The sequence below is a fragment of the Nocardia sp. NPDC003726 genome, assembly GCF_053586955.1.
The window spans coordinates 270,452-294,498 of record NZ_JBSFNF010000006.1; the positions used below are offsets into that span (position 1 = coordinate 270,452).

A 24,047-nucleotide genomic window follows, 5' to 3' on the forward strand; every position below is an offset into this window, starting at 1 on the left:
GCCATGGGAGTTCGCGTAGGAGTCGTCGGCGCGACCGGGCAGGTCGGCGCCGTCATGCGGAAGCTGCTGGAGGAGCGCAACTTCCCGGCCGACGAGGTGCGGTTCTTCGCCTCGGCTCGTTCGGCGGGCAAGACGCTGCCCTGGCGCGGCCGCGAGATCGTCGTCGAGGACACCGAGACCGCCGATCCGTCCGGCTTGGACATCGCGTTGTTCTCCGCGGGCGCCACCATGTCCCGGGTGCAGGCGCCGCGCTTCGCCGCCGCAGGCGTCACGGTGATCGACAACTCCTCGGCGTGGCGCAAGGACCCCGAGGTCCCGCTGGTGGTCAGCGAGGTCAACCCGGAGCAGACGCGCAACCTGGTCAAAGGCATCATCGCCAACCCGAACTGCACCACGATGGCTGCCATGCCGGTGCTCAAGCCGCTGCACGACATCGCGGGTCTGCGCCGCCTGATCGTCTCCAGCTACCAGGCGGTCTCCGGCAGCGGCCTGGCCGGTGTCGAAGAGCTGGCAAGCCAGGCCCGCGCGGTGATCGATGACGCCGAGAAGCTGACCCACGACGGCCGCGCCGTCGACTTCCCCGCGCCGAACAAGTACGTCGCGCCCATCGCGTTCAACGTGCTTCCGCTGGCGGGTTCGCTGGTCGACGACGGCTCCGGCGAGACCGACGAGGACCAGAAGCTGCGCAACGAGAGCCGCAAGATCCTCGGCATCCCGGATCTCGCGGTGAGCGGCACCTGCGTGCGCGTGCCGGTCTTCACCGGCCACTCGCTGTCGGTGAACGCCGAGTTCGCCGAGCCGCTCTCGGCCGAGCACGCCAAGGAGATCCTGGCCAAGGCCCCCGGTGTGCGGCTGGTCGATGTGCCGACTCCGCTCGCCGCGGCGGGCATCGATGATTCGCTCGTCGGCCGCATCCGGCAGGACCCTGGTGTGCCGGACGGCCGCGGGCTCGCGCTGTTCATCTCCGGCGACAACTTGCGAAAGGGCGCTGCGCTCAACACTATTCAGATCGCCGAGGTGCTGCTCAGCGAGCGCTGAGAGCTACTCGATCGAACGGGCCGCGGGTTTCGCGGCCCGTTCGTCGTTTCCCTCCTCCGTTATCGTGCGCGGATGACTCCGCCGGTTGAAGCGGTCGGCTTCGTATCGCTGGTATCGGTGCTGCCCGGGTGGGCGACCAGGCGGGGGACCGAGCCGCTGCCGATTCCAGGCGAGGCGACTCGGGAACGGCTCAGTGGGTGCGCAGACCGTCGAAGACGACGGCGAAGGCGCGCTCGCGCTGCGCGGCGGTGGCTGCGGTGCCGTGGGTGGCGAGGAACGCGCCCTTGATGACGCGCATCAGGTCCTCGACCTCGATGTCGGTGCGCACGCCGCCCGCCTGCTGCGCGCGGGTGAGCAGCGTGCCGATGGCCGCGTTGAGTTCGTGGACGGGCCGCAGGTATTCGGGGGCGTCCTGGCCGCCGACGGCGTCGGCGAGATCCCGCTTGACGCTGCCCTCGGCCACGAGCCGGGCGAGGAAGTCGAAGAACGCGAGCACCGGATCCGCGGAGTCGGCCAATTGCCGTGCCAGCGCGATGATCCGGTCCACCCGGTCCACGATCGCCGCCTCGAACAGCGCTTCCTTCGTGGGAAAGTGCCGGTAGACGGTGCCCGCGCCGACACCGGCCCGCCGTGCGATCTCGTCCAGCGGCACGGAGAGCCCTTCCGCGGCGAACGCTTCCTGCGCGGCTGCCAAAACGCGCTCGCGATTGCGGCGAGCGTCGGCGCGCATGGGTCGGCGCTCGGGTTCGGTCACGGGTCAGGAGTCTACTGTTGACAACCGGGGCGCGCGTTCCGGATGATAAGCGGGTCTTGCGTTCCGCTTATTTGGAGGTGTCCGATGACCGATGGTTCGTCCGCGCGGAGCCCGCGCGAGCTGGTCGAGCGATTGTTCGGCGACCTGCCTGCGCGCGATGCCGACGCGTTCGTCGCGCTGCTCGCGCCCGACGCGGTCTTCGAAATCCCGTTCACCATCCCTGGGCTTCCGACGCGACTGGAAGGCCGGGAGGCGATCCGCGAGCATTTGGCGCAACGATGGTCGGGCCTGTCCGGGATCGAAGTGCACGCGATCCATCCCCAGGTCTACGAGACCACCGACCCCGAGGTGCTGCTCGTGGAGAACGAGGTGGACATGACCGTCCCCGGCTCCGGTCGCGCCCGGGTGCGCACCTCGGTGAACGTCGTCCGGGTCCGCGACGGCCGAGTGGTGCTCTTCCGCGACTACATGGACACCGCCCGCTTCACCCGCCTGGCCACGAGCTGAGCTGCTACTCGGCGCGCACTGTTCCGCGCAGCCGTGTGCGGTGCGGACGAATGCCAATCGAGTGGTACCATATGTTGTACGACTTGCTAGGAGGAACCATGGCTTCGGCGATCACGGCGAGCGAGGCGCGAAAGAACCTGTTTCCTCTGGTGCGGAAGGTCAACGAGGATCACGACACGATCGAGATCGTGTCGAAAGGGGGGAACGCGGTGTTGATGTCCAAGGAGGACTACGACTCGCTGATGACAACCGTGGAGCTGTTGAGCGGACGCGACGGGGCGCGCCTACGCCGCTCGATTCAAGAGCTCGAGGGTGGTGGCGGCGTCGAACGCGATCTCATCGAATGAAGGTCGTATTCTCCGAATCCGCATGGGAGGAATACGCGGCCTGGCTTCAGCGTGACCGGCTCGTATTGAAGAAGGTCAATGTGCTGATCAAAGCCATCTTGTGCGATCCGTTCGAAGGCATCGGCAAGCCCGAGCCCTTGAAGCACGACTTGGCAGGGTACTGGTCGCGCCGGATCACGCAGGAGCACCGGCTCGTCTATCGAATCGTCGACGATGCGGTTTGGATCGCCAAGGTCGGAAAGCATTACGACTGACGGCGGGCCGCACGCGGAAAAGGCCTCGCTCGTCGCGCGGCGCGGCTGTTAGCCTGCGTCGATGGCGAACCCTCATCCTCATGTGTATCTCGGCGACCGGATCGTTGCGGCCGAAGCTGCCACGGTGAGCGTCGCATCGTCGGCGGTGTTGTACGGACTGAGTGTCTACACCGTTTTCCCGGTGCATGTGGATGGGGCAGCGCGGACGGCGTTCCGTTTGGACGACCATTTCCGCAGGCTCGAGGAGTCCTGCAAGATCATCGGGATGGATCGGTTCGCGGCGGAGTGGGATTACGCCCGGTTCCGTGCGGCCGTCGTGGAACTGGTCGCGGCGAACGCTCCGCGCGAGGACGTCTTCGTGCGGGCGACGGTGCACGTGGTCGAGTCCATTCCGGGTACCCGGGTGCGGGGCTGTGCCATTCGGGTCAGCATGTTCGTCTACGACGCGGTGCCCATCGTCCCGCAGAACGGCATGCGCCTGAAATCCAGTCCGTGGCGGCGCATTCCGGACAACGCGATCCCGTCTCGGGCGAAAGTCAACGGCGCGTACGTCAACTCGGTGCTGGCCAAGCAGGACGCGATCGACAGCGGTTATGACGACTGCGTCTTCCTCGACGGCAACGGGCACGTCTGCGAACTCAGCGCGGCGAACATCTTCCTCGTCCGCAACGGCACGTTGATCACGCCCGATGTCTCCTGCGACATTCTCGACGGCATCAACCGCAGGACCGTTCTCACCTTGGCGGTCGAGGACGGCATCCCGGTGGTGGAACGCACCGTCGATCTCACCGAGTTGTACATCGCCGACGAAGTGTTCGTCACCGGCACGTCATCCGGCGCCGCGCCCGTCGTCGAAGTGGACGGCCGCCTGGTCGCCGACGCGGTTCCAGGCCCGATCTCCCAGGCGCTGCGCAAACGTCATCACGCCGCGCTGCGCACCGACGACGTGCACGGCTGGGTCACGGATCTCACCCGGTAGCGGCAGGTCAGCGGATCGCCGGGGTGCGCGGGTCGGGTCCGAGGCAGACCAGGATGGCGCAACCCGGCGGGGTGTCCGCGAACGGCGGATCCAGTGGGTGATTCAGGCAGGCGAAGACATTGCAGCCTGGATAGGCGGCGGGACCGAGGCCGAACACGGCGATCAAGATGTCCGTGTCGACGAAACGACGTGGATCGAGCCGCAGCGGCGGCTCGACGTACGGACCGGGGTCGGGTACCGGCCGGTCGTAGAACGCGTCGAACACCTTGCGGAAGAATTCGTAGGGCAATTCCTGGGTGTTCTGCACGACTCCGGACACGCCCTGGCTGCTGACGTTCCCGAAGACGCCGGTCCACACCACGGTGAGGTCGAGGCTGGGTATGACGAAGACGTTCTGCATGCCGAGCCCGGCCATCGCGTACACGTCGTCGGGCAGGAAATCGGCGATCTCCGCGCAACCGCCGCCGAGCCAGAACAGGTACCCATAGCACGAGTTCGTCGGTGACGGCGTGCGCGCCTTGCGCAGGTAGTCACGGGACACGATCTGCTGTTCGCCCCAGCGCCCGTCGTTGCTCACCAGAAGTCCGAGCTTCGCGAAATCGTTCGGCGGGATCATCAGGTGCGCGTAGCCGTAGGTGTGCCCGGAGCGATCCTGAGCCCAGTAGTAGTCGCTGCGCGGAATCCCGAGCGGATCGAACAATTCCCGCTGCGCGAAATCTTGCAGAGGTTCGCCGACGGCCAGCTCCAGCACGTAGGACAACAGGTCGACATTGCGCTGGCTGTAGGTGAAGACGGTGCCCGGCGGATTGTCCAGCGGCACGCCCAGCGCCTGCACCGCGCTGTCCGGGTCGACGGGGATCACGCCGGTGACACCCTCGGTCAGCACGCCGACCCGCATGCCCGAGGTCTCGGTGAGCAGGTTCTCGACGGTGATCGACCGGTGCTGGGCATCACCGAGTCCGGCGGGAAGATAGCGATCGATGGGCGCGTGAAGATCGAGTGCGCCACGATCCCAGGCGATTCCCGCGAGCAGCGAGACGACGCTCTTGGTCGCGCTCCAGATGTTCCACGCCACGTTGCCGGTCTGCTCGTTCGTCGGCCCTTCGCCGGTGAGGCAGTTGTGCCGGAAAACCTGGACGTTGAAACGGTTCCGGCCGGCCGCGAAGGTCAGCGCGTCCTGGAGTTTCGCGGAATCCAACCCGACTTGCTCCGGCGCCGCCCGCTCCAGATCGCGCCCCGAGGTGACCGCGCACCGCGCCTCGTCACCGGTCGCGGCGCCCGCGCTTCCAGCGAAGAGATTGCCCGCCACCAGCGAAACCGCCGCGATTCCCGCCAGGAATCCACCGAAACGCCCCATGTGCAAAAGGCTAGCGCCCTTCGTCCTGTTCACGCGGTAAACAGGCGGGGAACTGGACGTCTGATATCCGCAACGAGGCGCAGATCGGGCACGGGCATTCGCCGGGTCCGCGCGGCACAGGTGGCACCGATGCCGAGCCGGGCGCGAGGAGCCGTCGCTGATCCGGTGGTCTGTTCCCGTCGGTTCGCCGGTCGGGTTATGGGGCTGTTGGACCAGGCCGGGTTTCCCGATGACTCGAGCCACTCGACGATCACTGTCAGGACGTATCCGGCTCGGTAGGTAGTCGCCTCTCGGCGGCGCGCAGCGGCTGACCGATCGGTCAGCTACCCTTGGCCTGCACGTACACGAGAAGAGGCGCAGGATGAAGCAGGTCGCGGATGGCGGGAACGGGCTTTCGCTGGGATCACGGGCGCGCCGGGAACCGACCTGGTTCGCGGAGGCCAAATTCGGGATCTTCGTCCATTGGGGATTGTTCTCGGTGCCCGGATTCGCGCCGAGAGGACGTTATGCCGATGTGCTGCGCGACGATTACGGGCACGCCATGACCAGGAATCCCTACGCCGAGCAATACGCGAACGCGATGAAGGATCCCGGCTCGCCCACCGCCGCGTTCCACCGGCGGCACTTCGGTGATCTGCCGTACGACGGTTTCAAGGCGATGTTCGAGCAGGGGCTGGAGGATTGGCGCCCGGACGGGTGGGCTGAGACGTTCCAGCAGGCAGGCGCCCGATACGTGGTGATGGTCACCAAGCATCACGACGGATTCGCGTTGTGGCCGACCGGTGTGCGAAACCCGCACAAAGCCGGATGGTTCACCGAACGCGACTTGGTCGGCGAACTCGCGGACGCGGTGCGCGGGCGCGGGATGAGATTCGGTGTCTATTATTCCGGCGGAATCGACTGGACCTTCCAGCCGAAGATGATGAAGACTCTCGGGGACTACATCTATTCACCGCACGGCCGCGACTATCCCGCCTACGCCGACGCCCAGATGCGTGAACTCGTGACCCGTTATCGGCCGGACATCTTGTGGAACGACATCTCGTGGCCGACCGGGCGGAAACAGTTGCTCTCGTTGTTCGCCGACTATTACAGCATGGTGCCGGACGGCGTCGTCAACGATCGCTGGCAGATCGACTCGTGGGTCAGGAAGGTGATGCACTGGAAACCGGCCCGGGCCGGTTTCGACCTGCTGATGAAGCAGTTGCTCGCCGCGCGCCCGGACATCCTCCACACCGCGGCGCCGCAGGCGGTCCCGCACGCGGATTTCACTACTCGCGAGTACGCCCGGTTCGACACGATCCAGTCGGCCAAATGGGAGGCGACCCGGGGTATCGGCAACTCGTTCGGTTTCAACCGCGACGAGGCCGACGCGGACTACGCGTCATTCGAGGACGATCTCTTCCCGGCTTTCGCCGACACGGTCGCCAAGAACGGCAATCTGCTGCTCGATGTCGGCCCGAGCGGTGGCGCGGGCGTCATCCCGGCAGCGCAACTCGATCGGCTGGCGGCTTTCGGCAGCTGGCTGCGGCGCAACGGCCCGGCGATCTACGACACCAGCCCTTGGAACGAAGCGGAGGGCGAGACAGCCGAGGGGCTGCCGGTCCGGCTGACGTGTGACAGCACTGCCGTCCATGTCTTGGTGATCGGCTATCCGAAGGGGCGTGAGATCACCCTGAAGGCACTGTCGATCCCGGGATCCACCGGCACCTTGTCGGCGGATGGCAGCCCGGTGACGGTCCGAAGGCGTGATAGTGACACCATCCTCGGGTTCAGTCGTGATCTGACCGGCGTCTACTCCCCGGCGGTGTCCGTTTCGCGGTCGTGAATCGGTTGCCCGCACTGGTCTCAGGGAGAGAAGGAGAATTTCGTGACCGCCGAGACGGTGGAATCGGCTGACGTACGCCGCGGGCAGATTGTCGACAGTGCGATCGCCCTGATCGCCGAGGTAGGACATGCTCGTGCCTCGCTGTCGCGGATCGCCGAGAAGGCGGGCGTCTCGAAAGCCGCGGTGCTGTATCACTTCCAGAACAAAGAGGACTTGCTCGACCAGGTGCTCGACCGCGTGCTCGGCGGCCTGGTCGAGCAAGTGGATGCGGCGGTGCGGAGCGCTGGCACGCCCGCCGACGCGGTCGGCGCGTACATCCGGGCGATGCTCGGTCATCTGAGCGCCCATCCGTCCCATATCCGGGCGCTCACCGAGGTCATCGCGATCGCGGAAGCCGCCGGCCGCAGCACGATCCGCGCGGACTCGTCCCGGTGGCGAGTACTGGCGGACCTGTTGGCCGCCGGGCAGGCGGATGGCTGGTTCCGCACGTTCGACGTCGAGACGACCGCGGTGGTCGTCAGCGGCGCGATCGACGGTCTGGTCGGCCGATGGCTGACCGAACCCGGGTTCGATCTGCGGGCTGCGGCCGAGGAACTGGAAGCGTTCGTCTACCGCGCGATTTCTGTTGCCGATCGATAGACGCAGGGGACATGGTGGGCCAGCAGTGTGCGCAGCCAATGCAGCATCCCCTCCATGACCCTGCGATTGCCGGAGAAGTTACGGCCGACGCCCCCTCGGATTTGGCAACAGCAGCTCCCATCGGCCCGCTGCGCGACCGTCTCGGCGGTTGCGCTCGCCCGGTGTCTACACCACTGCGCCGAGTTGGGGTCGGTGCATCGGCTGATGACGGAGTCGGGCGGACAAGGGCGGCCGCTAGCGGTAGCGCTCACCCAACGCATACAGCGCTGCCCCGAGGGCGAGCGCGCCGAGCCCGGCGAGCACGGAGCCGAGCGGCAGGGCGAATGCGACGACGACGCACCCGACCGCGCCGACCACCGGAATCCACCGGGGTGGCCGATTCTCCTCGGCGGTCAGTGTCGCCGCGGAGATGTTCGCGATCAAGTAGTAGAAGAGCACCGTGAACGAAGAGAACCCGATGGCCGCGCGCACATCGAACAGCGCGGCGACCGCGGCGACGATCGCGCCGACCACCAGTTCGGCACGGTGCGGCACCCCGAACCGCGGATGCACCGCGGCGAGCGCTCCGGGCAGATAGCGGTCCCGCGCCATGGCCAGCACCGTGCGGGATACGCCGAGGATCAGCGCGAGCAGCGATCCGGCCGCCGCGAGCACCGCGCCGATCCGCACCACCGGCGCGGCAGCGGGGACGCCCGCCGCGCTGACCATTCGCGCCAGCGGGTCGGTGGCCGCGGCCAGTCCGGCGGAGCCGAGCACGCTCAGCGTCGCGACCGCGACCAGCGTGTAGATCGCGAGTGCGAGCGCGAGCGCGAGCATGATGGCGCGGGGGATGGTGCGCTGTGGTTCGAGTACTTCCTCGCCGAGCGTGGCGATGCGCGCGTACCCCGCGAACGCGAAGAACAGCAGTCCCGCCGCCGTGAGCACGTCGCGCGGACCGATCCGGTCGGGCAGGGCGGATGCCGCCGAATGCGTTCCGAGCAGCCCGATCACGATCACCGCGGCGAGCACCGCGAGGACGACGCCGACGAGCACCCGAGTCGCGAACGCCGATTTCTGCACGCCGGTGTAATTGATCGCGGTGATCGCCACCACGGCGCCCACCGCCACGGCGTGCGCCTGCTCGGGCCAGGCATAGCTACCGACCGTCAGCGCCATCGCCGCGCATGAAGCCGTCTTCCCCGCGACGAACCCCCATCCGGCGAGATACCCCCACAGACGCCCCAGCCGCTCCCGCCCGTACACATACGTGCCCCCGGAAACGGGATATCGCGCCGCCAGCCGCGCCGACGACGTCGCATTGCAATACGCCACCACCGCCGCCACCGCGAGAGCCACCAGCAGCCAACTCCCGGCCGCGGCCGCCGCGGGCGCGAGCGCCGCGAAAATTCCCGCCCCAACCATCGCCCCCAGCCCGATGACCACCGAATCGGCAAGCCCGAGCCGCCGACTCAATTCCCCATCCACCGACGCCATACCCGCATCCTCCCCCACCACCCCCGCCCCCGCAGCGCGACTTCGCTCGCCGGGCCGGCCCGGTGGATGCGACAGCGCCGCCAGGTCGGGATGACCTGGCGGCGCTGTTGGCTGGGACACCGTGGTGGTGTCGTTGCCGTCGACGTCCCACAAGCGCCTCTCGGCGGGTGGTCGCTCGAAGCGACAAAGGGTGCGGCCCGGGGCTGTCCGGACGCCGACGGTGGGTGTCGACGTCCCACAAGCGCCTCTCGGCGGGTGGTCGCTCGAAGCGACAAAGGGTGCGGCCCGGGGCTGTCCGGACGCCGACAGGGGGTTCAACCACGCGCTGCCGGAAGCTATTCCGACGAGAATTTGTGACGCTCGCCACTTCATATCGCACCTGGTCGCCTGCGGGAGCGACTCGTCGAGCAGCTCCGAACCAGAGTGTTTTCTGGAGTGATTCCACTCTCTTTTCTTGACTAGTTCCAGAAAAGGGTCAGAATCGAAGTATGCACACCAACGGCACTGCCTCACGCGAGTGGCTGCGAGCAGCGGGTTTGCGGGTCACCGCGCCACGGCTCGCAGTACTGGACGCGGTCGCGGCACGGCCGCATTCGGACGCGGACACGGTGGCCGCCACCGTCCGCGAAGCGCTGGGCTCGGTGTCCACGCAGGCCGTCTACGACGTCTTGCACGCGTGCGTGCGCGCCGGGATCCTGCGGCGGATCGAGCCCGCGGGTTCGTCCGCGCTGTACGAAACCCGGATCGGTGACAACCACCACCATCTGGTGTGCCGAAGCTGCGGTGCGGTCGTCGACGTCGACTGCGCCGTGGGCCGAGCCCCATGCCTCGACCCGTCGGACGCGCACGGATTCGTGGTCGACGAAGCCGATGTCGTCTTCTGGGGGCTGTGCCCGACCTGCCGTTCCGAGTAGCGGTCCATACGCCCGGGGCAGCCCTCCCGGGAAACGATGTTCACCAGCCGAGGAGTCTTCCGTGACCAAACCGACAACCACGAACACCGGAATCCCGGTCGAAAGCGACGACGAATCGCTCACCGCGGGCACGCAGGGCCCGATCCTGCTGCACGATCACTACCTCATCGAGAAGCTGGCCCAGTTCAACCGCGAACGGGTGCCGGAACGCATCGTGCACGCGAAGGGTTCGGGCGCCTACGGTGAGCTCGTCGTGACCAACGACGTCAGCAAGTACACCAAGGCGAAGCTGTTCCAGCCCGGTGCGCGCACCGAATCGCTGGCGCGGTTCTCCACCGTGGCCGGCGAGCAGGGCAGCCCGGACACTTGGCGTGACCCGCGCGGATTCGCGGTGAAGTTCTACACCGAGGACGGCAACTACGACCTCGTCGGCAACAACACGCCGATCTTCTTCATCAAGGACCCGATCAAGTTCCCCGACTTCATCCGCTCGCAGAAGCGCCTGCCCGGCAACGGTCTTCGCGATCACAACATGCAGTGGGATTTCTGGACCCTGCGTCCCGAGACCGCCCACCAGGTGACCTGGTTGATGGGCGATCGCGGCATCCCGAAGACCTACCGGCACATGAACGGCTACGGTTCGCACACCTACCAGTGGATCAACGCCACGGGGGAGCGCTTCTGGGTCAAGTACCACTTCAGGACCGACCAGGGCATCGAGTTCCTGACCCAGGCCGAGGCCGACCGGATCGCGGGCGAGGACGCCGATTACCACCGCAAGGACCTGTGGGAGGCGATCGAGCGCGGCGACTTCCCGAGCTGGACGGTGTACGTCCAGGTCATGCCGGTCGCGGAGGCGGAAGGCTACCGGTTCAACCCGTTCGACCTGACCAAGGTGTGGTCGCACAAGGACTACCCGCTGATCGAGGTCGGCAAGTGGACGCTGAACCGCAACCCCCGCAACTACTTCGTCGACATCGAGCAGGCCGCGTTCGAGCCGTCGAACGTCGTTCCCGGCATCGGCTTCTCACCGGACAAGATGCTGCTCGGCCGCGTTTTCGCCTACGCCGACGCGCACCGCTACCGCATCGGCACGAATTACGCGCAGCTGCCGCCGAACCAGGCCAGGGCCGCGGAGGTGAACTCCTACTCCAAGGAGGGCGCCATGCGGTACCACTACAACGATCCGAATGTGCCGGTCTACGCCCCGAATTCGTTCGGCGGCCCGCACGCCGACCCGGAAAAGGCCGCGGACGGCGGTATCTGGGACTTCGATCCGACCATCGTGCGCGCGGGCTACATCCGGCATGCCGAGGACGGCGATTTCACCCAGGCGGGCACCCTCGTACGTGAGGTGCTCGACGACGCGCAGCGAGAACGCTTGGTGGACAACATCGTCGGCCACGTGCTCGGCGGCGTCCGCGAGCCGGTGCTGAGCCGCGTCTTCCAGTACTGGAAGAACGTCGACGCCGATCTGGGCAAGCGGGTCGAGGAGGGCGTGCGCGCCGGACTCGACGGCTCGCAGGGCTGATCACTCACTTCGAAGGCAGGTGTGCGGAATCGCGCACCTGCCTTCGGCGTGTCCGGCCCATCCTGTCCGCCCGGTGAGTGCTCGGGTGCCAGAGTGTGGGCATGCCTCGGCTGACACGTGACTACCGGGTGGCGCTGGCCGCCGCGCTGACGCTGCTGGCCGGTTGCGGTGCGGAAACCGATGCGGCGCGGCCGGACCCGCTCACGTCGAGCGTCCAGGCCGGCCCCGCCGCGGACACGAGCGTGGCGGACCTGGAGGCTCGGTACGGCGCGCAGGTCGGGTTGTTCGCGGTGGACACCGGCACCGGCAGGACGGTGACCCACCGCGCCGACGAGCGTTTCCCGTTCCTGTCCACTTTCAAGACGCTCGCGGCAGCCGCGGCCCTGTATGCGCATCCGCTGGACACGGGATACTTCGATCGGGTGATCCGCTTCCATGAGGGGGATCTGGTCGACAATTCGCCGGTGACCGGCGCCGAGTTGGCCGAGGGGATGACGCTGGCGCGCGTGGCCGAGGCCGCGATCACCCGCAGCGACAACACGGCGGGCAATCTGCTGCTGCGTGAGATCGGCGGCCCGGAAGGGCTCACGGCGTTTCTCCGCACCCTCGGCGATCCGACCAGCAGGCTCGACCGCTGGGAGACCGAACTCAACACCGCGATCCCCGGTGACGAACGGGACACCACCACTCCGGCCGCGCTCGCCGCGAACTACCGCGCCTTGGCGCTCGGCGACGCGCTCGGCGTACGGGAACGCGATCAGCTGGTCGCCTGGCTGAAGGCGAACACGACCGGTGCCGAGCGCATCCGTGCGGCGTTGCCCGCCGAGTGGGTCATCGGCGACAAGACGGGTACCGGCTCCTACGGCTGTGCCAACGACGTCGCGATCGTCTGGCCCGACGGTGGCCGGGCGCCGATCGTGATCGCGATCATGAGCCGCAAGCCAAGTGCCGATGCCGGGGTGAGCAACGATTTGCTGGTGGACGTGACGCGGGTGGTCCTGGACGGTCTTCGCTGACCGGCGCGGCGAGTGAGCGAATAACGACGACCTGTAGTAGACCTGGCCGGATCAGGCGGCCAGGTTCGGACACCTACAGCAGACCCCACCAGTAGAGCAGGGTCGCCAGAATCCAGACCACCACGGTTTCCATCGTCGCTCCCAATCATTTTGGCGCACTCGTGACCATCATCCCGCGTTCCGCCGCCGGGCGGTAGGCGCTTGCCGGGTCACCACCTGGTGAATCCCGCTCACCTGCGATTTCGATCTTGCAAGGTGTTCTTAAGAGCGCGCCAAGCCCGTGCCTGCATTGTTTGTCTCGCGGGAGGGACATACCCAGCACCGCGAGGTGCGAACCGAGAAGCGGCCTGTCTCGAGGGGTGACAGGCCGGGTCTCGGGGGTGGGTGTCCGCCGGGCCGGTCTACGAGGGGTGGCCGGCCCGGCGGACGCGGGACGCGGAGCGGTCGCTCGCGCTGGCTCTTCCTGGAGCTGACCGGCAACGAGACGGCGTTGCCGCTGCCGAAGGTAACCCACGAGTGTGCGGCGCCGGGTTCCACGCGGGGCGGAAGCGGCCGGGCTGGTCGTCATGGTGATCGGCCCACCGAACTGGAACCGGTTCTAGACACTTTTAGTAAATTGTCTTACGGTCGATACATGACGCACGTGTCGTATCGGCCCCCGGTCTTCGAACTTCGCTCCGGCCCCACCTGGGCCTCGCCGTGGGAGATGTACGCGGCCCTGCGGGAGCACGATCCGGTGCAGCACGTCGTCCCGGCCGCGCGGCCCGAACACGACTACTGGGTGCTCACTCGGCACGAGCACGTCTACGCGGCGGCGCGCGACAGCGAGACGTTCTCCTCGCGGGACGGGCTGACGGTGGAATACGGCGAACTCGACGAACTCGGTCTGACCGACAACCCCCCGCTGGTGATGCAGGACCCGCCGCAGCACACCGACTTCCGAAAACTGGTCGCTCGCGGATTCACCCCGCGCCAGGTCGAGGACGTGGAGCCGGTGGTGCGCCGCTTCGTGCGCGACCGGCTCGATGCCATCGCGGCGCAAGGCGGCGGTGACATCGTCAAGCAACTGTTCAAGCCGCTGCCGAGCATGGTGGTGGCGTACTACCTCGGGGTGCCGCAGCAGGATCGGGCGAGATTCGACGGCTGGACCGACGCCGTCGTCGCGGGCAGCATTGACCGGACGAACACAAAGGCGCGAGCGGCGTCGGCGGAGATGATGGGGTACTTCGCCGAACTGATCAAACGCAGGCGCACCGACCCCGGCGACGACACCGTGTCCCTGCTGGTGCAGGCGGGGATGGCGGCCGACGACACGGACGTGCGCGGACTGATCCAGGTCCTCGCCTACACCTGGACCATGGTCGCGGGCGGCAACGACACCACCACAGGCCTGCTGGGCGGCGCCGTCCAGCTGCTGCAACAACACCCGGATCAGCGCGCCGCGCTGGCCGCGGAACCGGATCGGATTCGCGTCGCGGTGGAGGAGTTCGCCCGGCTCACCGCACCGGTGCAGGGATTGGCGCGCACCGTGACGCGTGACGTGGAACTCGCCGGGAAGACGGTGCCCGCGGGACGGAAGGCGCTGCTGGTGTTCGGGTCGGCCAATCGCGACGAGCGGGCGTTCGGCCCCGATGCCGCCGAGCTGGACATCGATCGCAATCCGCAGCGCATCCTCACCTTCGGGCACGGGCCGCATCACTGTCTCGGCGCGGCGGCCGCGCGGATGCAAGCCCGGGTCGCGCTCGAAGAGTTGCTCGATCGGTTCCCGGAGTACGTCGTCGACATCGACGCGGTGGAGTACGCGAGCGGGCCGTACGTCCGCAGGCCGACTACTGTGCCGTTCCGGTGCGGGGCGTGAGCACGGGAAGGGACACGGCATGAGTGGCGATTGGCTGGCCGACGGCCGCGCCGAACTGGCCGGTGAGCGCATTCTCGACGCGGTGCGCGCGCTGTTCATCGACAAAGGCGTCAGCGGGGTCGGCATGGCCGAAGTCGCCGACGCCGCAGGATGTTCCAGGGCGACGCTGTATCGCTACTTCGAGAACCGGCAGGCGCTCTACGTGGCGTTCGCGGGCCGGGAGGCGCGGCAGTTGGTGGAGCGCGTCTGGCGAGACCGGGCCACGCCCGCGAACACGGAGCCGGGGGAGCAGTTGCTCGACACGTTGACCGCACTGCTGGCCGAGGTGCGCAAAACGCCGCATCTCGCGGTCTGGTTCGAACCGTCCAACGTGGGAATCGTTGCCCAGCTGGCGAATTCGCCGGGTGTGATCGACGCGCTCGCCACCGACTTCGTCGCCGGATTCCGTCCGGGGCTGTCCTCCGTCGCGGCCGAGCGGGTCGGTCGGTGGGTGGTGCGCGCGATGGTGTCGTTGCTGACGCTGCCCGGCGCGGGCGAAGACGAGGAACGCGGGATGCTGCGCACCTTCGTGCTGCCGTTCCTGCTCGACCACCGGACCGTGATCGACTGACGCCGGTCGACCGGAGCCGCGCGGGACTCCGGTCCACGTGTGCGCCACGGGCTCAGACGGTCGCCGCCGAGTAGTCGGGCAGATCGTAGGTCTCGGTCTTGCTCAGCATCCGCATCATGACCGGTCGCATCGCCTTCGACATCATCAGTTTGCTGACGGCGTGGCCCGCGCGGATGCCGAAGCGGGACTTGGGCGTCATGGCGTTCAGGCCGCCCGGCTGCAACTGCTGGGCCGTCTCGACGAACGGGCGCAGCACCTCTTGGTAGCGGGCCAGGCCCTGTCCGAGGTCGTCGGCGTGCGCGGCGAGCTCACCGGCGAGCACGTACGCGCCCACCAGCGCCATCGCGGTGCCCTGCCCGGTGAGCGGGGAACCGCAGTACCCGGCGTCGCCGAGCAGGACAACCCGGCCCTCGACCCAGCTCGGCATGTCGATGCGGGCCAGCTCGTCGAAGTAGAAGTCCGGCGCGTCGGACATCGCCGCGGCGATGCGAGCGGACTCCCATCCGCCGCCGGCCAGGCGCTCCTGGATGAACCGCTGCTGTGCCGAGACGTCGCGGCGCAGCGCGGGGTCCGCCGCCGCGCGCAGCACGACGAGTGCTTTGCAGGTGGCCGGGTCGGCGTCGGGACGCATGCCCAAGCCGGTGCCCCCGACCAGCGAGTGCATCGTGAACCAGTGGGGCTCGAGGTCTTCCGGTCGAGGCAGCGTGAAGAACGACATGTATCCGCCGAGGTAGGTCGCGAACTGCTCCTCGGGGCCGAACACCATCCTTCGGGTCGCGGAGTGCAACCCGTCGGCGCCGATCACCAGGTCGAATCGCTCGTCGGCGCCGGATGCGAAAGTCACGTCGACGCCCGTGCCGTCCTGCCGGATCTCGGTGATCCATTCGCCGTAGCGGTAGTCGACGCCGCCCTCGGCGTCGAGCAGGTCGAGCAGCACCTGATTGAGATCGCCTCGGGTGATCTCGATTTCGGCGACCGCGCCCTTGCCGTCGAAGAGTTCGGCGGACATGCGGAGGATCTCGCGGCCCGCGTCGTCGACGTACTTCATGCCGCGCTCGTCGAGCTGATATTTCTTGATGCCCGGCATCATGCCCATCCGCTCGGCCACCTCGCGACTGGGTCCGCGCAGGTCGACGGCCTGCCCGCCGGGGCGCGGCGCTGCGGCGCGCTCCACCACGGTGGCTCGGATGCCGGACCGGAGCAGTTGCAGCGCGACGGCGTTGCCGCCGATGCCGCCGCCTGCGACGAGCACGCGGAGCTGGCTTACGGACTTGGCGCTCATGACTTTCCTCGACTCCCACTGGATTGACCAAATGTCTTAGACATATGTCTAACATGCGGTGGTACGAATGTCTAGCACGAATGTCTAAATCGGCTCGCAAGTGAAAGCCCATGGCGGCGACGGGTGCTCGCGGCCATGGGCTCGGGGACGAATCGCAGTAGCTAGGAGCGATGTTGGAGGTATGTGCGCCAGCTCGCGTGGTGGGTGATGTCGGTGGCGGTGCGCGCGGCGTCGTAGGTGCAGGCGAACCCGACGACCTCGCGGCCATCGGCGAGTTCGATGCGGGTCAGGGCCATGGGAGCGGGCAGCTCGGCCAGGAAGCGACCCAGCCCGGCCGTGGCGACGCGGAACAGCTCTCCCTCGATCGGAGCCCCGCGGCCGGGTCCGTGCCGCACCAGTCCCGGCTTGGGCGGGGTGGTGTCCAGCGCGGTCAGGCGGTAGGCGTCGGTCGTCCGGATCTCGCCGAGAAAGCGGGCGCCGAGTTGCTCGAGCTGCCAGTGCAGTGGCTGCCCCCGCAGGTGCGCACCGAAGACGGCCAGGTCGGCGCCCTGGGCGACGAGCAGCGGCGCGCTGTCGAGACCGAGCAGGCGGGCGGCGAGATCGACCGCCACCTGATCGGCGAAGGCGGGGGTGACCAGCATGACGCCGAACGGCGCACCGTCGGCGGTGGGCGCTCCGGGCACGGCGACGGCCGCCATGTCCAGCAGGTTGCAGAAGTTGGTGTAGGTGCCCATCCGCCGGTTGATGCCGACCGGATCGGCCCGCACCGCGGCGATGCTCGGATGCTCGGTGGTCGTCGGCAACAGCAGTGCGTCGAAGCCGTGCAGCAGTTCGGCGGCCTTCGCCTTGGCGCGGGCCAGCCGGTCGAGGTCGGCGGCGAACGCCGGACCGGTCTTCTCCCGCGCCGCGCCGATGATGGCGGCGACCGTGGGATCGGCCCCGGCGGGGGCGGTGTCGAGGAACGCGCCCACCGCGGCATGGCGTTCGGCGACGAGTGCGCCGTCGTAGAGCAACAGCGCGGCGTCGAGCAGGGCGGAAATGTCGATTTCCTCGGTCTTCGCGCCCGTCTCCGCGACCAAGGCGACGGTGCGCGCGAACGCGTCCCGGTACGGCTCGCTGAGCGCGGCCAAGTCCTCGGGGCGCGGCACGGCGATGCGCGGTGCGAGCGGTGCGGCCAGCCGGACATCGGCGGGCCACGTGCGGCTGCGCGGGTCACGCGGCTCCGGGCCCGCCATCACCGCCGCCGCGGAGACCGCCGAGTCGAGGTCGGCGGCGAACACGGTCACGGCGTCGTAGTCCGCACAGGCCGGCACGGTCCCGTGCGCCGGGATCACCCCGAGAGTGGCTTTGATGCCGACGATCCCGTGCAGCGCGGCGGGCACCCGTCCGGATCCGGCCGTGTCGGTGCCGATGCCGATATCCGCGATCCCGAGCGCCACCGCCGCCGCCGAACCGGAACTCGACCCGCCCGACACCAGTTCCGGGTACCGGGCGTTGCGCACCGCGCCGTACGGGCTGCGCGTCCCGACCAGTCCCGTGGCGAACTGGTCCAAGTTCGTCTTGCCCAGCACCAGCGCCCCGGCCGCGAGCAACCGCTCGACCGCCGCCGCGGTCACCTCCGGCAGATAGGCGAACTCCGGGCAAGCCGCGGTGGTCGGCAGCCCCGCCACGTCGATGTTGTCCTTCACCGCCACCAGGACTCCGGCCAGCGGCAAGGTCTCTCCGGCGGCGAGCCTGCGCGCGAGCGCGGCCGCTTCGGCGGCGACCTCGGGTTCCGGTCGCAGGGTGATCCACACTTCCGGCCGATCGACCTCGGCGATCCGCCGATAGGCGGCCGCCACGCGTTCGACAGGGTCGGCTGCCGTGTCGCCTAGGAGGGGCATTCAGTCGACTCCGATCACTACGAGGGGCGTGCCCGGCTCCACCTTGGCGCCGGGCGTGGTCAGTACTTTCAAAACGGTGCCCGGGCACGGGCTGTGCACGGGTAATTCGAGTTTCATCGCCTCCAGGACGGCCACCGGCGCATCGGCCTCGACCCGTTGCCCCGGTGCGACCTCTACCCGCCAGACATTGCCGATCATCGGGGCGGTCACCACCGTCGCGTCGGCGGGCAGTCCGGCCAGCGGGTCGTCGACCGGCGCGGTGACGGGCGCGACGGTGTCGCGTGCGAATTCGCCCGCCGCCCGCCACGCCTGCTTCTCCGCTTCGAACGCGACGGCCTGCCTGGTTTCGAACGCGGCGATGGACTCGGCCTCGGTGCGCAGCAGCCGCAGATGGTCGGCGAGCGCGAAACTGCCCTCGCTCACCTCGGCGTCGAATCTGCCCGCCTCGGCCGCGGCGCGGTGTTCGAGCAACTGCTCCGGGCCCACCGGTTCCCACACGATGCGATCGAAGAACCGGAACAGCCACGGCGTGCCCGCTTCGAACGGCGGGGACTGCCGGTAGCTGGACCAGATCGGCACGGTGCGGCCGATCAGTTGGTAGCCGCCGGGCGAGGCCATCCCGTAGACGCACAGGTACTTGCCACCGATGCCGACCGCGTCGGACGGGGTCCAGGTGCGGGCCGGGTTGTATTTGGTGGTGACCAGGCGGTGCCGCGGGTCCAGCGGAACAGCCAGCGGCGCACCGAGATACACGTCTCCGAGGCCGAGCACCAGATACTCCGCGTCGAAAACCGTCGCGCGTACCTCGTCCACGCTGTCGAGCCCGTTGACGCGGCGGATGAACTCGGTGTTCGACGGCAGCCACGGCGCGGTGTCGCGCACGCCGCTGCGATAGCGGTCGATCGCTTCGGCGATCGAGGGATCGTCGAACGACAGCGGCAGCCGGATGGTGCGGCTCGGCACCACCAGGTCGGTCGTGGCGGGCAGGTCGAGTTCGAGTTCGGTCAGCGTGCCCAGCAATTGGTACTGCGGCAGCACCTCGGGGTCGAAGTGGACGTGCAGGGACCGCACGCCGGGGGTCACGTCCACAACGCCGGGCAGCCGGACGGCCGCGAGTGCTTCGGCCAGGGCGTGCACCCGCATACGCAAGCCCAGATCGAGGACCATCTCGCCGTATTCGACCAGCACGTTGTCGTCACCGCCGCGCAGGTAACGCACGCGCGGGCGGTCCGCTGACGCCTCGACGCCGCCGAGCACGCCGCGATCGCGCCGGGCGGCGCGGGAATCGGTCACCAGATCCGGCACGCGGCTGCCGTTGGACGCCCGCAACTCGGCTGCCTTGTCGTCGTCGACCGGCACGAACCGCACCGAGTCGCCGGGACGCAACTGACCCATCCGCCAGCGATGCGCGGACACGACGGTGAGCGGACAGGCGAACCCGCCGAGGCTCGGGCCGTCGGGACCGAGCAGGATGGGGGTGTCGCCGGAGACGTTCAACGCGCCCACGCTGTAGGGGTTGTCGTGCAGGTTGGACGGGTGCAGACCGGCATCCCCGCCGTCGGTGCGCGACCACGCCGGCTTCGGGCCCTCCAGCCGGATGCCGGTGCGGTTGGCGTGGCTGCCGACTCGCCACGGGTGCGTGCAGAACTGGTCCATGTCGGCGTCGGTGAAGTACGCGGGCGAGGTCTGCGGACCGACACCGACCCCGAGCTGCCACTCGTGGGTGAATTGCGGCCGGTCGCCCGGCGCTACGGCGGCCGGCGCGCCGAGTGTGGCTGCCTCGGCGGGGGCGATGCCGAGCACGTCGCCGGTGGCCACCGCCTTGCCGGTCACACCGCCGAATCCACCGAGGGTGAAGGTGGACGCGCTGCCGTGATAGAGCGGCGCGTCGAGGCCGCCGCGCACCGCCAGATAGGTGCGCAGGCCGGTGTCGGTCGGCGCGCCGATGTCCAGCACCGCGCCGGCGGCCACGGTGACGGGCTCCCACATGGCCACCGGACGGCCGTCCACGGTCACCGGAGCCGGGGCGCCGGTCACGCACACCACCGTGGCGTCGGAGAAGCGCAACCGCGGGCCCTGCAAGGTGCACTCGAGCGCGGGGACGCCGACCGGGTTGCCGACCGCGGTGTTGGCGAGGGTGAAGGAGAGGTCGTCCATCGGGCCGGACGGCGGAATGCCCACCTCCCACAGACCTATCCGGCCCGGATGATCCTGCACCGTGGTCATGGTTCCGCCGCGCAGCACGTCGATGCGGCGGCCGACCGGGCGGATGTCGGCCAGCGTGGTGGTGGTGTGCTCGGTACGCAGGACCCGGCCGTCGGCCACGGCCTGACGCAGCTGGGGCAGATTCGTCTGCACCCCGTATATCCGGGTCGCATCGAGTGCGGTGCGCAGGGCGGCGAAAGCGTCGGCTCGATTCTCGCCGCTGCTGATCACCTTCGCCAGCAGCGGGTCGTAATACGAACTGACCTCCGAACCGGTACCGACCCAGGTGTCCACCCGGACGTCACCAGGGAAGTGCGCGGCCGTGACCAGGCCCGCGCTCGGGCGGTACTCGTGGCCGGGATCTTCCGCGTAGACCCGGGCCTCCACCGCGTGGCCGGTGATCACCGGTCCGCTCTCGGGCTGTTGGTCCACCATCGAGGTGTCGCCGCCGGCTAGACGCAGCATCCACTCCACCAGATCGACGCCCGTGACCGCCTCGGTGACCGGATGCTCGACCTGCAGGCGCGTATTCATCTCCAGGAACGACGCGGCGCCGCTGTCGGTGTCGTAGACGAACTCCACCGTCCCCGCCGAGCGGTACCCGACCGAGCGGGCCAGCTCCCGCGACGCCGCCAGCAGGTGCTGCGACTGCTCCGGGGCGAGCCCCGGCGCGGGCGCCTCCTCGATGACCTTCTGGTTGCGGCGTTGCAGCGAGCAGTCCCTGGTGCCGAGGCTGACGACGCGGCCGTTGCCGTCGCCGAACAGCTGCACCTCGACGTGCCTGGCCCGCGCGACGAAACGTTCCAGGAAGACGCCCGCCGAACCGAAGTTCGCCGTGGCGATGCGCTGCACCCGCTCGTAGGCCGCGCGCACCTCGTCCGGGTCGAAGCACGCCTGCATGCCGATGCCGCCACCGCCGCCGACCGCCTTCAGCATCACGGGGAAACCGATCCGCTCGGCCTCCGTCACGGCGTGATCAGCCGATTCGAGCAGGTCGCTGCCGGGGATCAGCGGCACGCCGACCGCGCGGGCGGCCATGCGGGCGGTGTGTTTGTCACCGAAGACGCGGAGTTGCTCGGCGGTCGGTCCGACGAACGCGATGCCCGCTTTCTCGACCGCGGTGGCGAAATCCGCGTTCTCCGAGAGAAACCCGTAGCCGGGATGAATGGCCCCCGCTCCGGTCGCCAGCGCCGCCTCCACCACCGCGTCGGCGCGCAGGTAGGACTGCGCGGCCGGTCCCGGCCCCAGGCGCACGGCGACATCGGCCATCTCGACGTGCGCCGCGCCCACGTCGGCATCGGAGTACACGGCCACCGTCTTCAGCCCCAGCCGCCGGGCGGTATGCATGACGCGGCAAGCTATCTCGCCGCGATTGGCGACGAGCACCGTATCGAATTCCAGACTCACTACCGCTCCCTGCTATTCCGTGGCCAGCGACATCGCCGCGATCGCACGGGTGACCCGTTCGAGCACGACGTCCAGCGATTCGCCGATATGCGTGTGCAGCAGCCGATACGCCAGCGAAAGATCCTCGGCCAGAACGGCTTCGAGGATTCCGAGATGCTCGGCGATGGTGGTCTCGATCCGGTTGTTTACCATGAAGTCGTACATGCGCACGTGGCGGATGCGGGAGTTCACCGCTTTGAGCGCGCGCACCATCTCGGTGTTGCCCGCAGCGGTCAGCAGGGTGACGTGGAATTCCTCGTCGCGCACCACGAAGCCCGGTTCCTGTTCCGGCGGGTCGGCGCGCAGTTCCAGCCAGGCGGCTCGCTCGGCCTCCAGCAGCGCACGATCGTGGGTGACCGCGGGGTTGGTCATCGCGCGCTGAAGACCGCCCAGCTCCAGGGTGATTCGCAACTCGTACAGGTCGCGGATCAGCGGGATGCTCGGCCGGACGGGGCTGAACCCGTATTCTTCGCGTTGCAGCAGTCCGTCCGAGCACAGCACGGTCAGCGCCTCGCGGATCGGCGTGCGCGAGATGCCGAAGCGGGTGGAGAGTTTCGGCTCGGTGAGGCGCTCGCCGAACTTGATGTCCCCGTTCATGAGCTCGCCGCGCAGCTTCTCGTACACCACGTCGCGCAGGGGTTTGCCCGCCGCGTCGGCCAGGGTTGCTATCCGTGTCGACATGGCTGTATACGCTATTGACCTCGCATTTCGGCGGAGTGACCGCAAGTTATCGCCGCGTTAGCGTCTGCTCACCGCGTCGGTCGGCGGCTGTGTGGGTACTCGGGACGAAACGAAATCCCGCGCGGGCTCGACAGAGTCATCGAGTCGGTTGTCCATCAGCGAAGATCGAGGAGAAAAGATGAAGCGCAGCACGAAGTTCGCCGGAGTACTCGCCGCCGCCGCGATGGCGCCGCTCTTGGCAGCCGGTAGCGCCCAGGCCGACACCGGCACGGTCTACTTCTCGGCGGGCAGCACGAACTGCGCGATCTTCGCGAACGGCTCCGTCGGATGCGATTTCGGCTATCCCCAGCACCTGAGCTACTACGTCGGCGGCACCTACATCCCGGTGCCGGTGACGGTGAACGAAATCGTGATCGACCAGGCCTGGCTGCCCGCGCATCCCACCTTCGACCCGGCCACGTCGTACACCCTGCCGGGTGGCAATCCCAGCATCTACGACGTGAAAACCGGCTCCGGCCAGTGGGGCCCCATCATCGAGCATGCCGGAGCGACGTGCCAGGTCGGCTTCCACGGCAGCTTCACCTGCCAGGCGCTCGGCCGCGGATTCAGTTCCTACGGCGGCACGGTCACCGCCTGAGCGTCCGACCGGCGTGCTCGCCGACCGCGGGCGCGCCGGTCGTAGTCGCTCCTGCTACCGGCCGCTCGTGCCGTCGAGCCGGATGACCTGGGCGTTCACCGTGCTCGCCGCGGCACCGGCCAGATAGGCGACCACCGCGCCCGGCTCGGCCGGCCGCAACGAGGCGAGTGCGGTCTCGAGCTCCGCGTTGTCGGTCGTGCCCGCGCCGTAGCTGACCGTGTTGACGGTGATCCGCCGTGACGTGAAATCCGGGGCGACGGCCTGGCCGAGTTGCTCGACCGCGCCGCGCGTCGCGTCGTGCACCGCGCTGCCCGGGTCGGCGGGATCACAGACGTTGACGACCCGGCCTTCGTCGGCCAAGTGCTGCAAAGCCAGTTGCAGGCCGTGGAAGACGCCCTTCACCGTGGCCGCGAAATTGCTGTCGAACGCCTCGGAGCTGAGCTTCGGGAACGGTTCGGATTCCGGCACCGCGGCGGTGTTGACCAGCACATGCCACCCGCCGCCTTCCTCGAGCAGCGCCTGCACCAGCTCCTCGTATTCGTCGCGATCGGCGATGTCGGCCGCGAGCGCCAGCGCCGCGCCACCCGCCTCGGTGATCTCCTTGACCACCTCCGCGGCGGGCTCGGGGAAGTGCGGATGCTGCACCACGACCTTCGCTCCTTGCGCGGCAAGCGTTTTCGCGATCGACCTGCCTATTCCGGTGTAGGCCGCCGTGACCAGCGCGGTCTTCCCGGACAGTGGTCTGTCCGCGGGCACGCCATCGACGGGCTTGCTCATCTGCCGACCTTTCGTCGATTGCGGGGAATCG

General features: G+C 68.5%; 21 protein-coding genes. 13 read left to right on the forward strand and 8 right to left on the reverse strand.

Features of this window, described 5'->3' with window-relative positions:
• The first annotated feature begins 3 nt into the window (after positions 1-3).
• Positions 4-1,038 carry an aspartate-semialdehyde dehydrogenase gene (locus ACWDMM_RS11245; protein ID WP_195079821.1) on the forward strand — a complete coding sequence of 345 codons (1,035 nt, stop codon included), beginning with the start codon at positions 4-6 and terminating at the stop codon, positions 1,036-1,038.
• Positions 1,039-1,228: 190 nt separating this feature from the next.
• Here the strand turns inward: ACWDMM_RS11245 and ACWDMM_RS11250 are convergent, their stop codons facing one another.
• Entirely contained in the window at positions 1,229-1,768 is a 540-nt protein-coding gene (locus ACWDMM_RS11250; RefSeq protein WP_449937178.1) for a TetR/AcrR family transcriptional regulator, read from the reverse strand.
• A gap of 108 nt (positions 1,769-1,876) precedes the next feature.
• Here ACWDMM_RS11250 and ACWDMM_RS11255 point away from each other — a divergent pair, with 108 nt between their 5' ends.
• The 4 genes from ACWDMM_RS11255 (at position 1,877) to ACWDMM_RS11270 (ending at position 3,879) form a co-directional block, all read left to right on the forward strand.
• Positions 1,877-2,299 carry a nuclear transport factor 2 family protein gene (locus tag ACWDMM_RS11255; protein ID WP_195079822.1) on the forward strand — a complete coding sequence of 141 codons (423 nt, stop codon included), beginning with the start codon at positions 1,877-1,879 and terminating at the stop codon, positions 2,297-2,299.
• Positions 2,300-2,397: 98 nt separating this feature from the next.
• On the forward strand, positions 2,398-2,646 hold the full coding sequence (locus ACWDMM_RS11260; RefSeq protein WP_067799699.1) for a type II toxin-antitoxin system Phd/YefM family antitoxin: 249 nt from the start codon (positions 2,398-2,400) through the stop codon (positions 2,644-2,646).
• Positions 2,643-2,900, forward strand: coding sequence for a Txe/YoeB family addiction module toxin (locus ACWDMM_RS11265; protein ID WP_195079823.1), 258 nt, complete (start codon positions 2,643-2,645; stop codon positions 2,898-2,900). The genes ACWDMM_RS11260 and ACWDMM_RS11265 overlap by 4 nt, the downstream gene beginning before the upstream one ends.
• A 61-nt stretch (positions 2,901-2,961) precedes the next feature.
• A complete protein-coding gene (locus tag ACWDMM_RS11270) occupies positions 2,962-3,879 on the forward strand; it encodes an aminotransferase class IV (protein WP_449937137.1) in 918 nt (305 codons plus the stop codon).
• 7 nt (positions 3,880-3,886) lie between these two features.
• Here ACWDMM_RS11270 and ACWDMM_RS11275 read toward each other — a convergent pair whose 3' ends face one another.
• Positions 3,887-5,236 carry a serine hydrolase domain-containing protein gene (locus ACWDMM_RS11275; protein ID WP_449937140.1) on the reverse strand — a complete coding sequence of 450 codons (1,350 nt, stop codon included), beginning with the start codon at positions 5,234-5,236 and terminating at the stop codon, positions 3,887-3,889.
• Positions 5,237-5,597: 361 nt separating this feature from the next.
• On the opposite strand from ACWDMM_RS11275, the gene ACWDMM_RS11280 reads away from it, so the two are divergent.
• Together ACWDMM_RS11280 and ACWDMM_RS11285 are read left to right on the forward strand one after the other, a co-directional pair.
• Entirely contained in the window at positions 5,598-7,064 is a 1,467-nt protein-coding gene (locus tag ACWDMM_RS11280) for an alpha-L-fucosidase (RefSeq protein ID WP_195079826.1), read from the forward strand.
• Between the two features lie 42 nt (positions 7,065-7,106).
• A complete protein-coding gene (locus tag ACWDMM_RS11285) occupies positions 7,107-7,703 on the forward strand; it encodes a TetR/AcrR family transcriptional regulator (RefSeq protein ID WP_357108556.1) in 597 nt (198 codons plus the stop codon).
• A gap of 234 nt (positions 7,704-7,937) precedes the next feature.
• Here the strand turns inward: ACWDMM_RS11285 and ACWDMM_RS11290 are convergent, their stop codons facing one another.
• Positions 7,938-9,176: an APC family permease gene (locus tag ACWDMM_RS11290; RefSeq protein ID WP_195079828.1), complete on the reverse strand. Its 1,239-nt coding sequence runs from the start codon at positions 9,174-9,176 to the stop codon at positions 7,938-7,940.
• 488 nt (positions 9,177-9,664) lie between these two features.
• Between ACWDMM_RS11290 and ACWDMM_RS11295 the strand changes: the two genes are divergently transcribed.
• The 5 genes from ACWDMM_RS11295 to ACWDMM_RS11315 all read left to right on the forward strand — a co-directional run bounded on the left by ACWDMM_RS11295 (position 9,665) and on the right by ACWDMM_RS11315 (position 15,105).
• Positions 9,665-10,090, forward strand: coding sequence for a Fur family transcriptional regulator (locus ACWDMM_RS11295; protein ID WP_449937142.1), 426 nt, complete (start codon positions 9,665-9,667; stop codon positions 10,088-10,090).
• Positions 10,091-10,151: 61 nt separating this feature from the next.
• Positions 10,152-11,621 (forward strand): catalase, encoded by a 1,470-nt coding sequence (locus tag ACWDMM_RS11300; RefSeq protein ID WP_449937143.1) that lies wholly within the window; start codon positions 10,152-10,154, stop codon positions 11,619-11,621.
• A 101-nt stretch (positions 11,622-11,722) separates the two neighbouring features.
• Entirely contained in the window at positions 11,723-12,637 is a 915-nt protein-coding gene (bla, locus tag ACWDMM_RS11305) for a class A beta-lactamase (RefSeq protein WP_195079830.1), read from the forward strand.
• A 634-nt stretch (positions 12,638-13,271) separates the two neighbouring features.
• Positions 13,272-14,495 carry a cytochrome P450 gene (locus ACWDMM_RS11310; RefSeq protein ID WP_449937146.1) on the forward strand — a complete coding sequence of 408 codons (1,224 nt, stop codon included), beginning with the start codon at positions 13,272-13,274 and terminating at the stop codon, positions 14,493-14,495.
• Between the two features lie 19 nt (positions 14,496-14,514).
• Complete coding sequence (locus ACWDMM_RS11315; RefSeq protein WP_195079832.1) at positions 14,515-15,105, forward strand: TetR/AcrR family transcriptional regulator; 591 nt, start codon at positions 14,515-14,517, stop codon at positions 15,103-15,105.
• Positions 15,106-15,157: 52 nt separating this feature from the next.
• On the opposite strand, the gene ACWDMM_RS11320 is transcribed toward ACWDMM_RS11315, so the two are convergent.
• From ACWDMM_RS11320 to ACWDMM_RS11335, 4 genes are all read right to left on the reverse strand, one after another.
• The gene (locus tag ACWDMM_RS11320) at positions 15,158-16,387 is read right to left on the reverse strand and encodes an FAD-dependent monooxygenase (protein WP_195079833.1); all 1,230 of its coding nucleotides are present in this window, start codon (positions 16,385-16,387) and stop codon (positions 15,158-15,160) included.
• Positions 16,388-16,548: 161 nt separating this feature from the next.
• Complete coding sequence (atzF, locus tag ACWDMM_RS11325) at positions 16,549-18,270, reverse strand: allophanate hydrolase (protein WP_357108541.1); 1,722 nt, start codon at positions 18,268-18,270, stop codon at positions 16,549-16,551.
• Positions 18,271-21,882: an urea carboxylase gene (gene uca / locus ACWDMM_RS11330; RefSeq protein ID WP_357108538.1), complete on the reverse strand. Its 3,612-nt coding sequence runs from the start codon at positions 21,880-21,882 to the stop codon at positions 18,271-18,273.
• 12 nt (positions 21,883-21,894) lie between these two features.
• On the reverse strand, positions 21,895-22,602 hold the full coding sequence (locus ACWDMM_RS11335; RefSeq protein WP_195079836.1) for a GntR family transcriptional regulator: 708 nt from the start codon (positions 22,600-22,602) through the stop codon (positions 21,895-21,897).
• Positions 22,603-22,780: 178 nt separating this feature from the next.
• On the opposite strand from ACWDMM_RS11335, the gene ACWDMM_RS11340 reads away from it, so the two are divergent.
• Complete coding sequence (locus tag ACWDMM_RS11340; RefSeq protein ID WP_195079837.1) at positions 22,781-23,239, forward strand: hypothetical protein; 459 nt, start codon at positions 22,781-22,783, stop codon at positions 23,237-23,239.
• A gap of 54 nt (positions 23,240-23,293) precedes the next feature.
• Here the strand turns inward: ACWDMM_RS11340 and ACWDMM_RS11345 are convergent, their stop codons facing one another.
• Positions 23,294-24,016, reverse strand: a complete 723-nt coding sequence (locus ACWDMM_RS11345; protein ID WP_357108534.1) for an SDR family NAD(P)-dependent oxidoreductase — start codon at positions 24,014-24,016, stop codon at positions 23,294-23,296.
• Positions 24,017-24,047 lie beyond the last annotated feature (31 nt).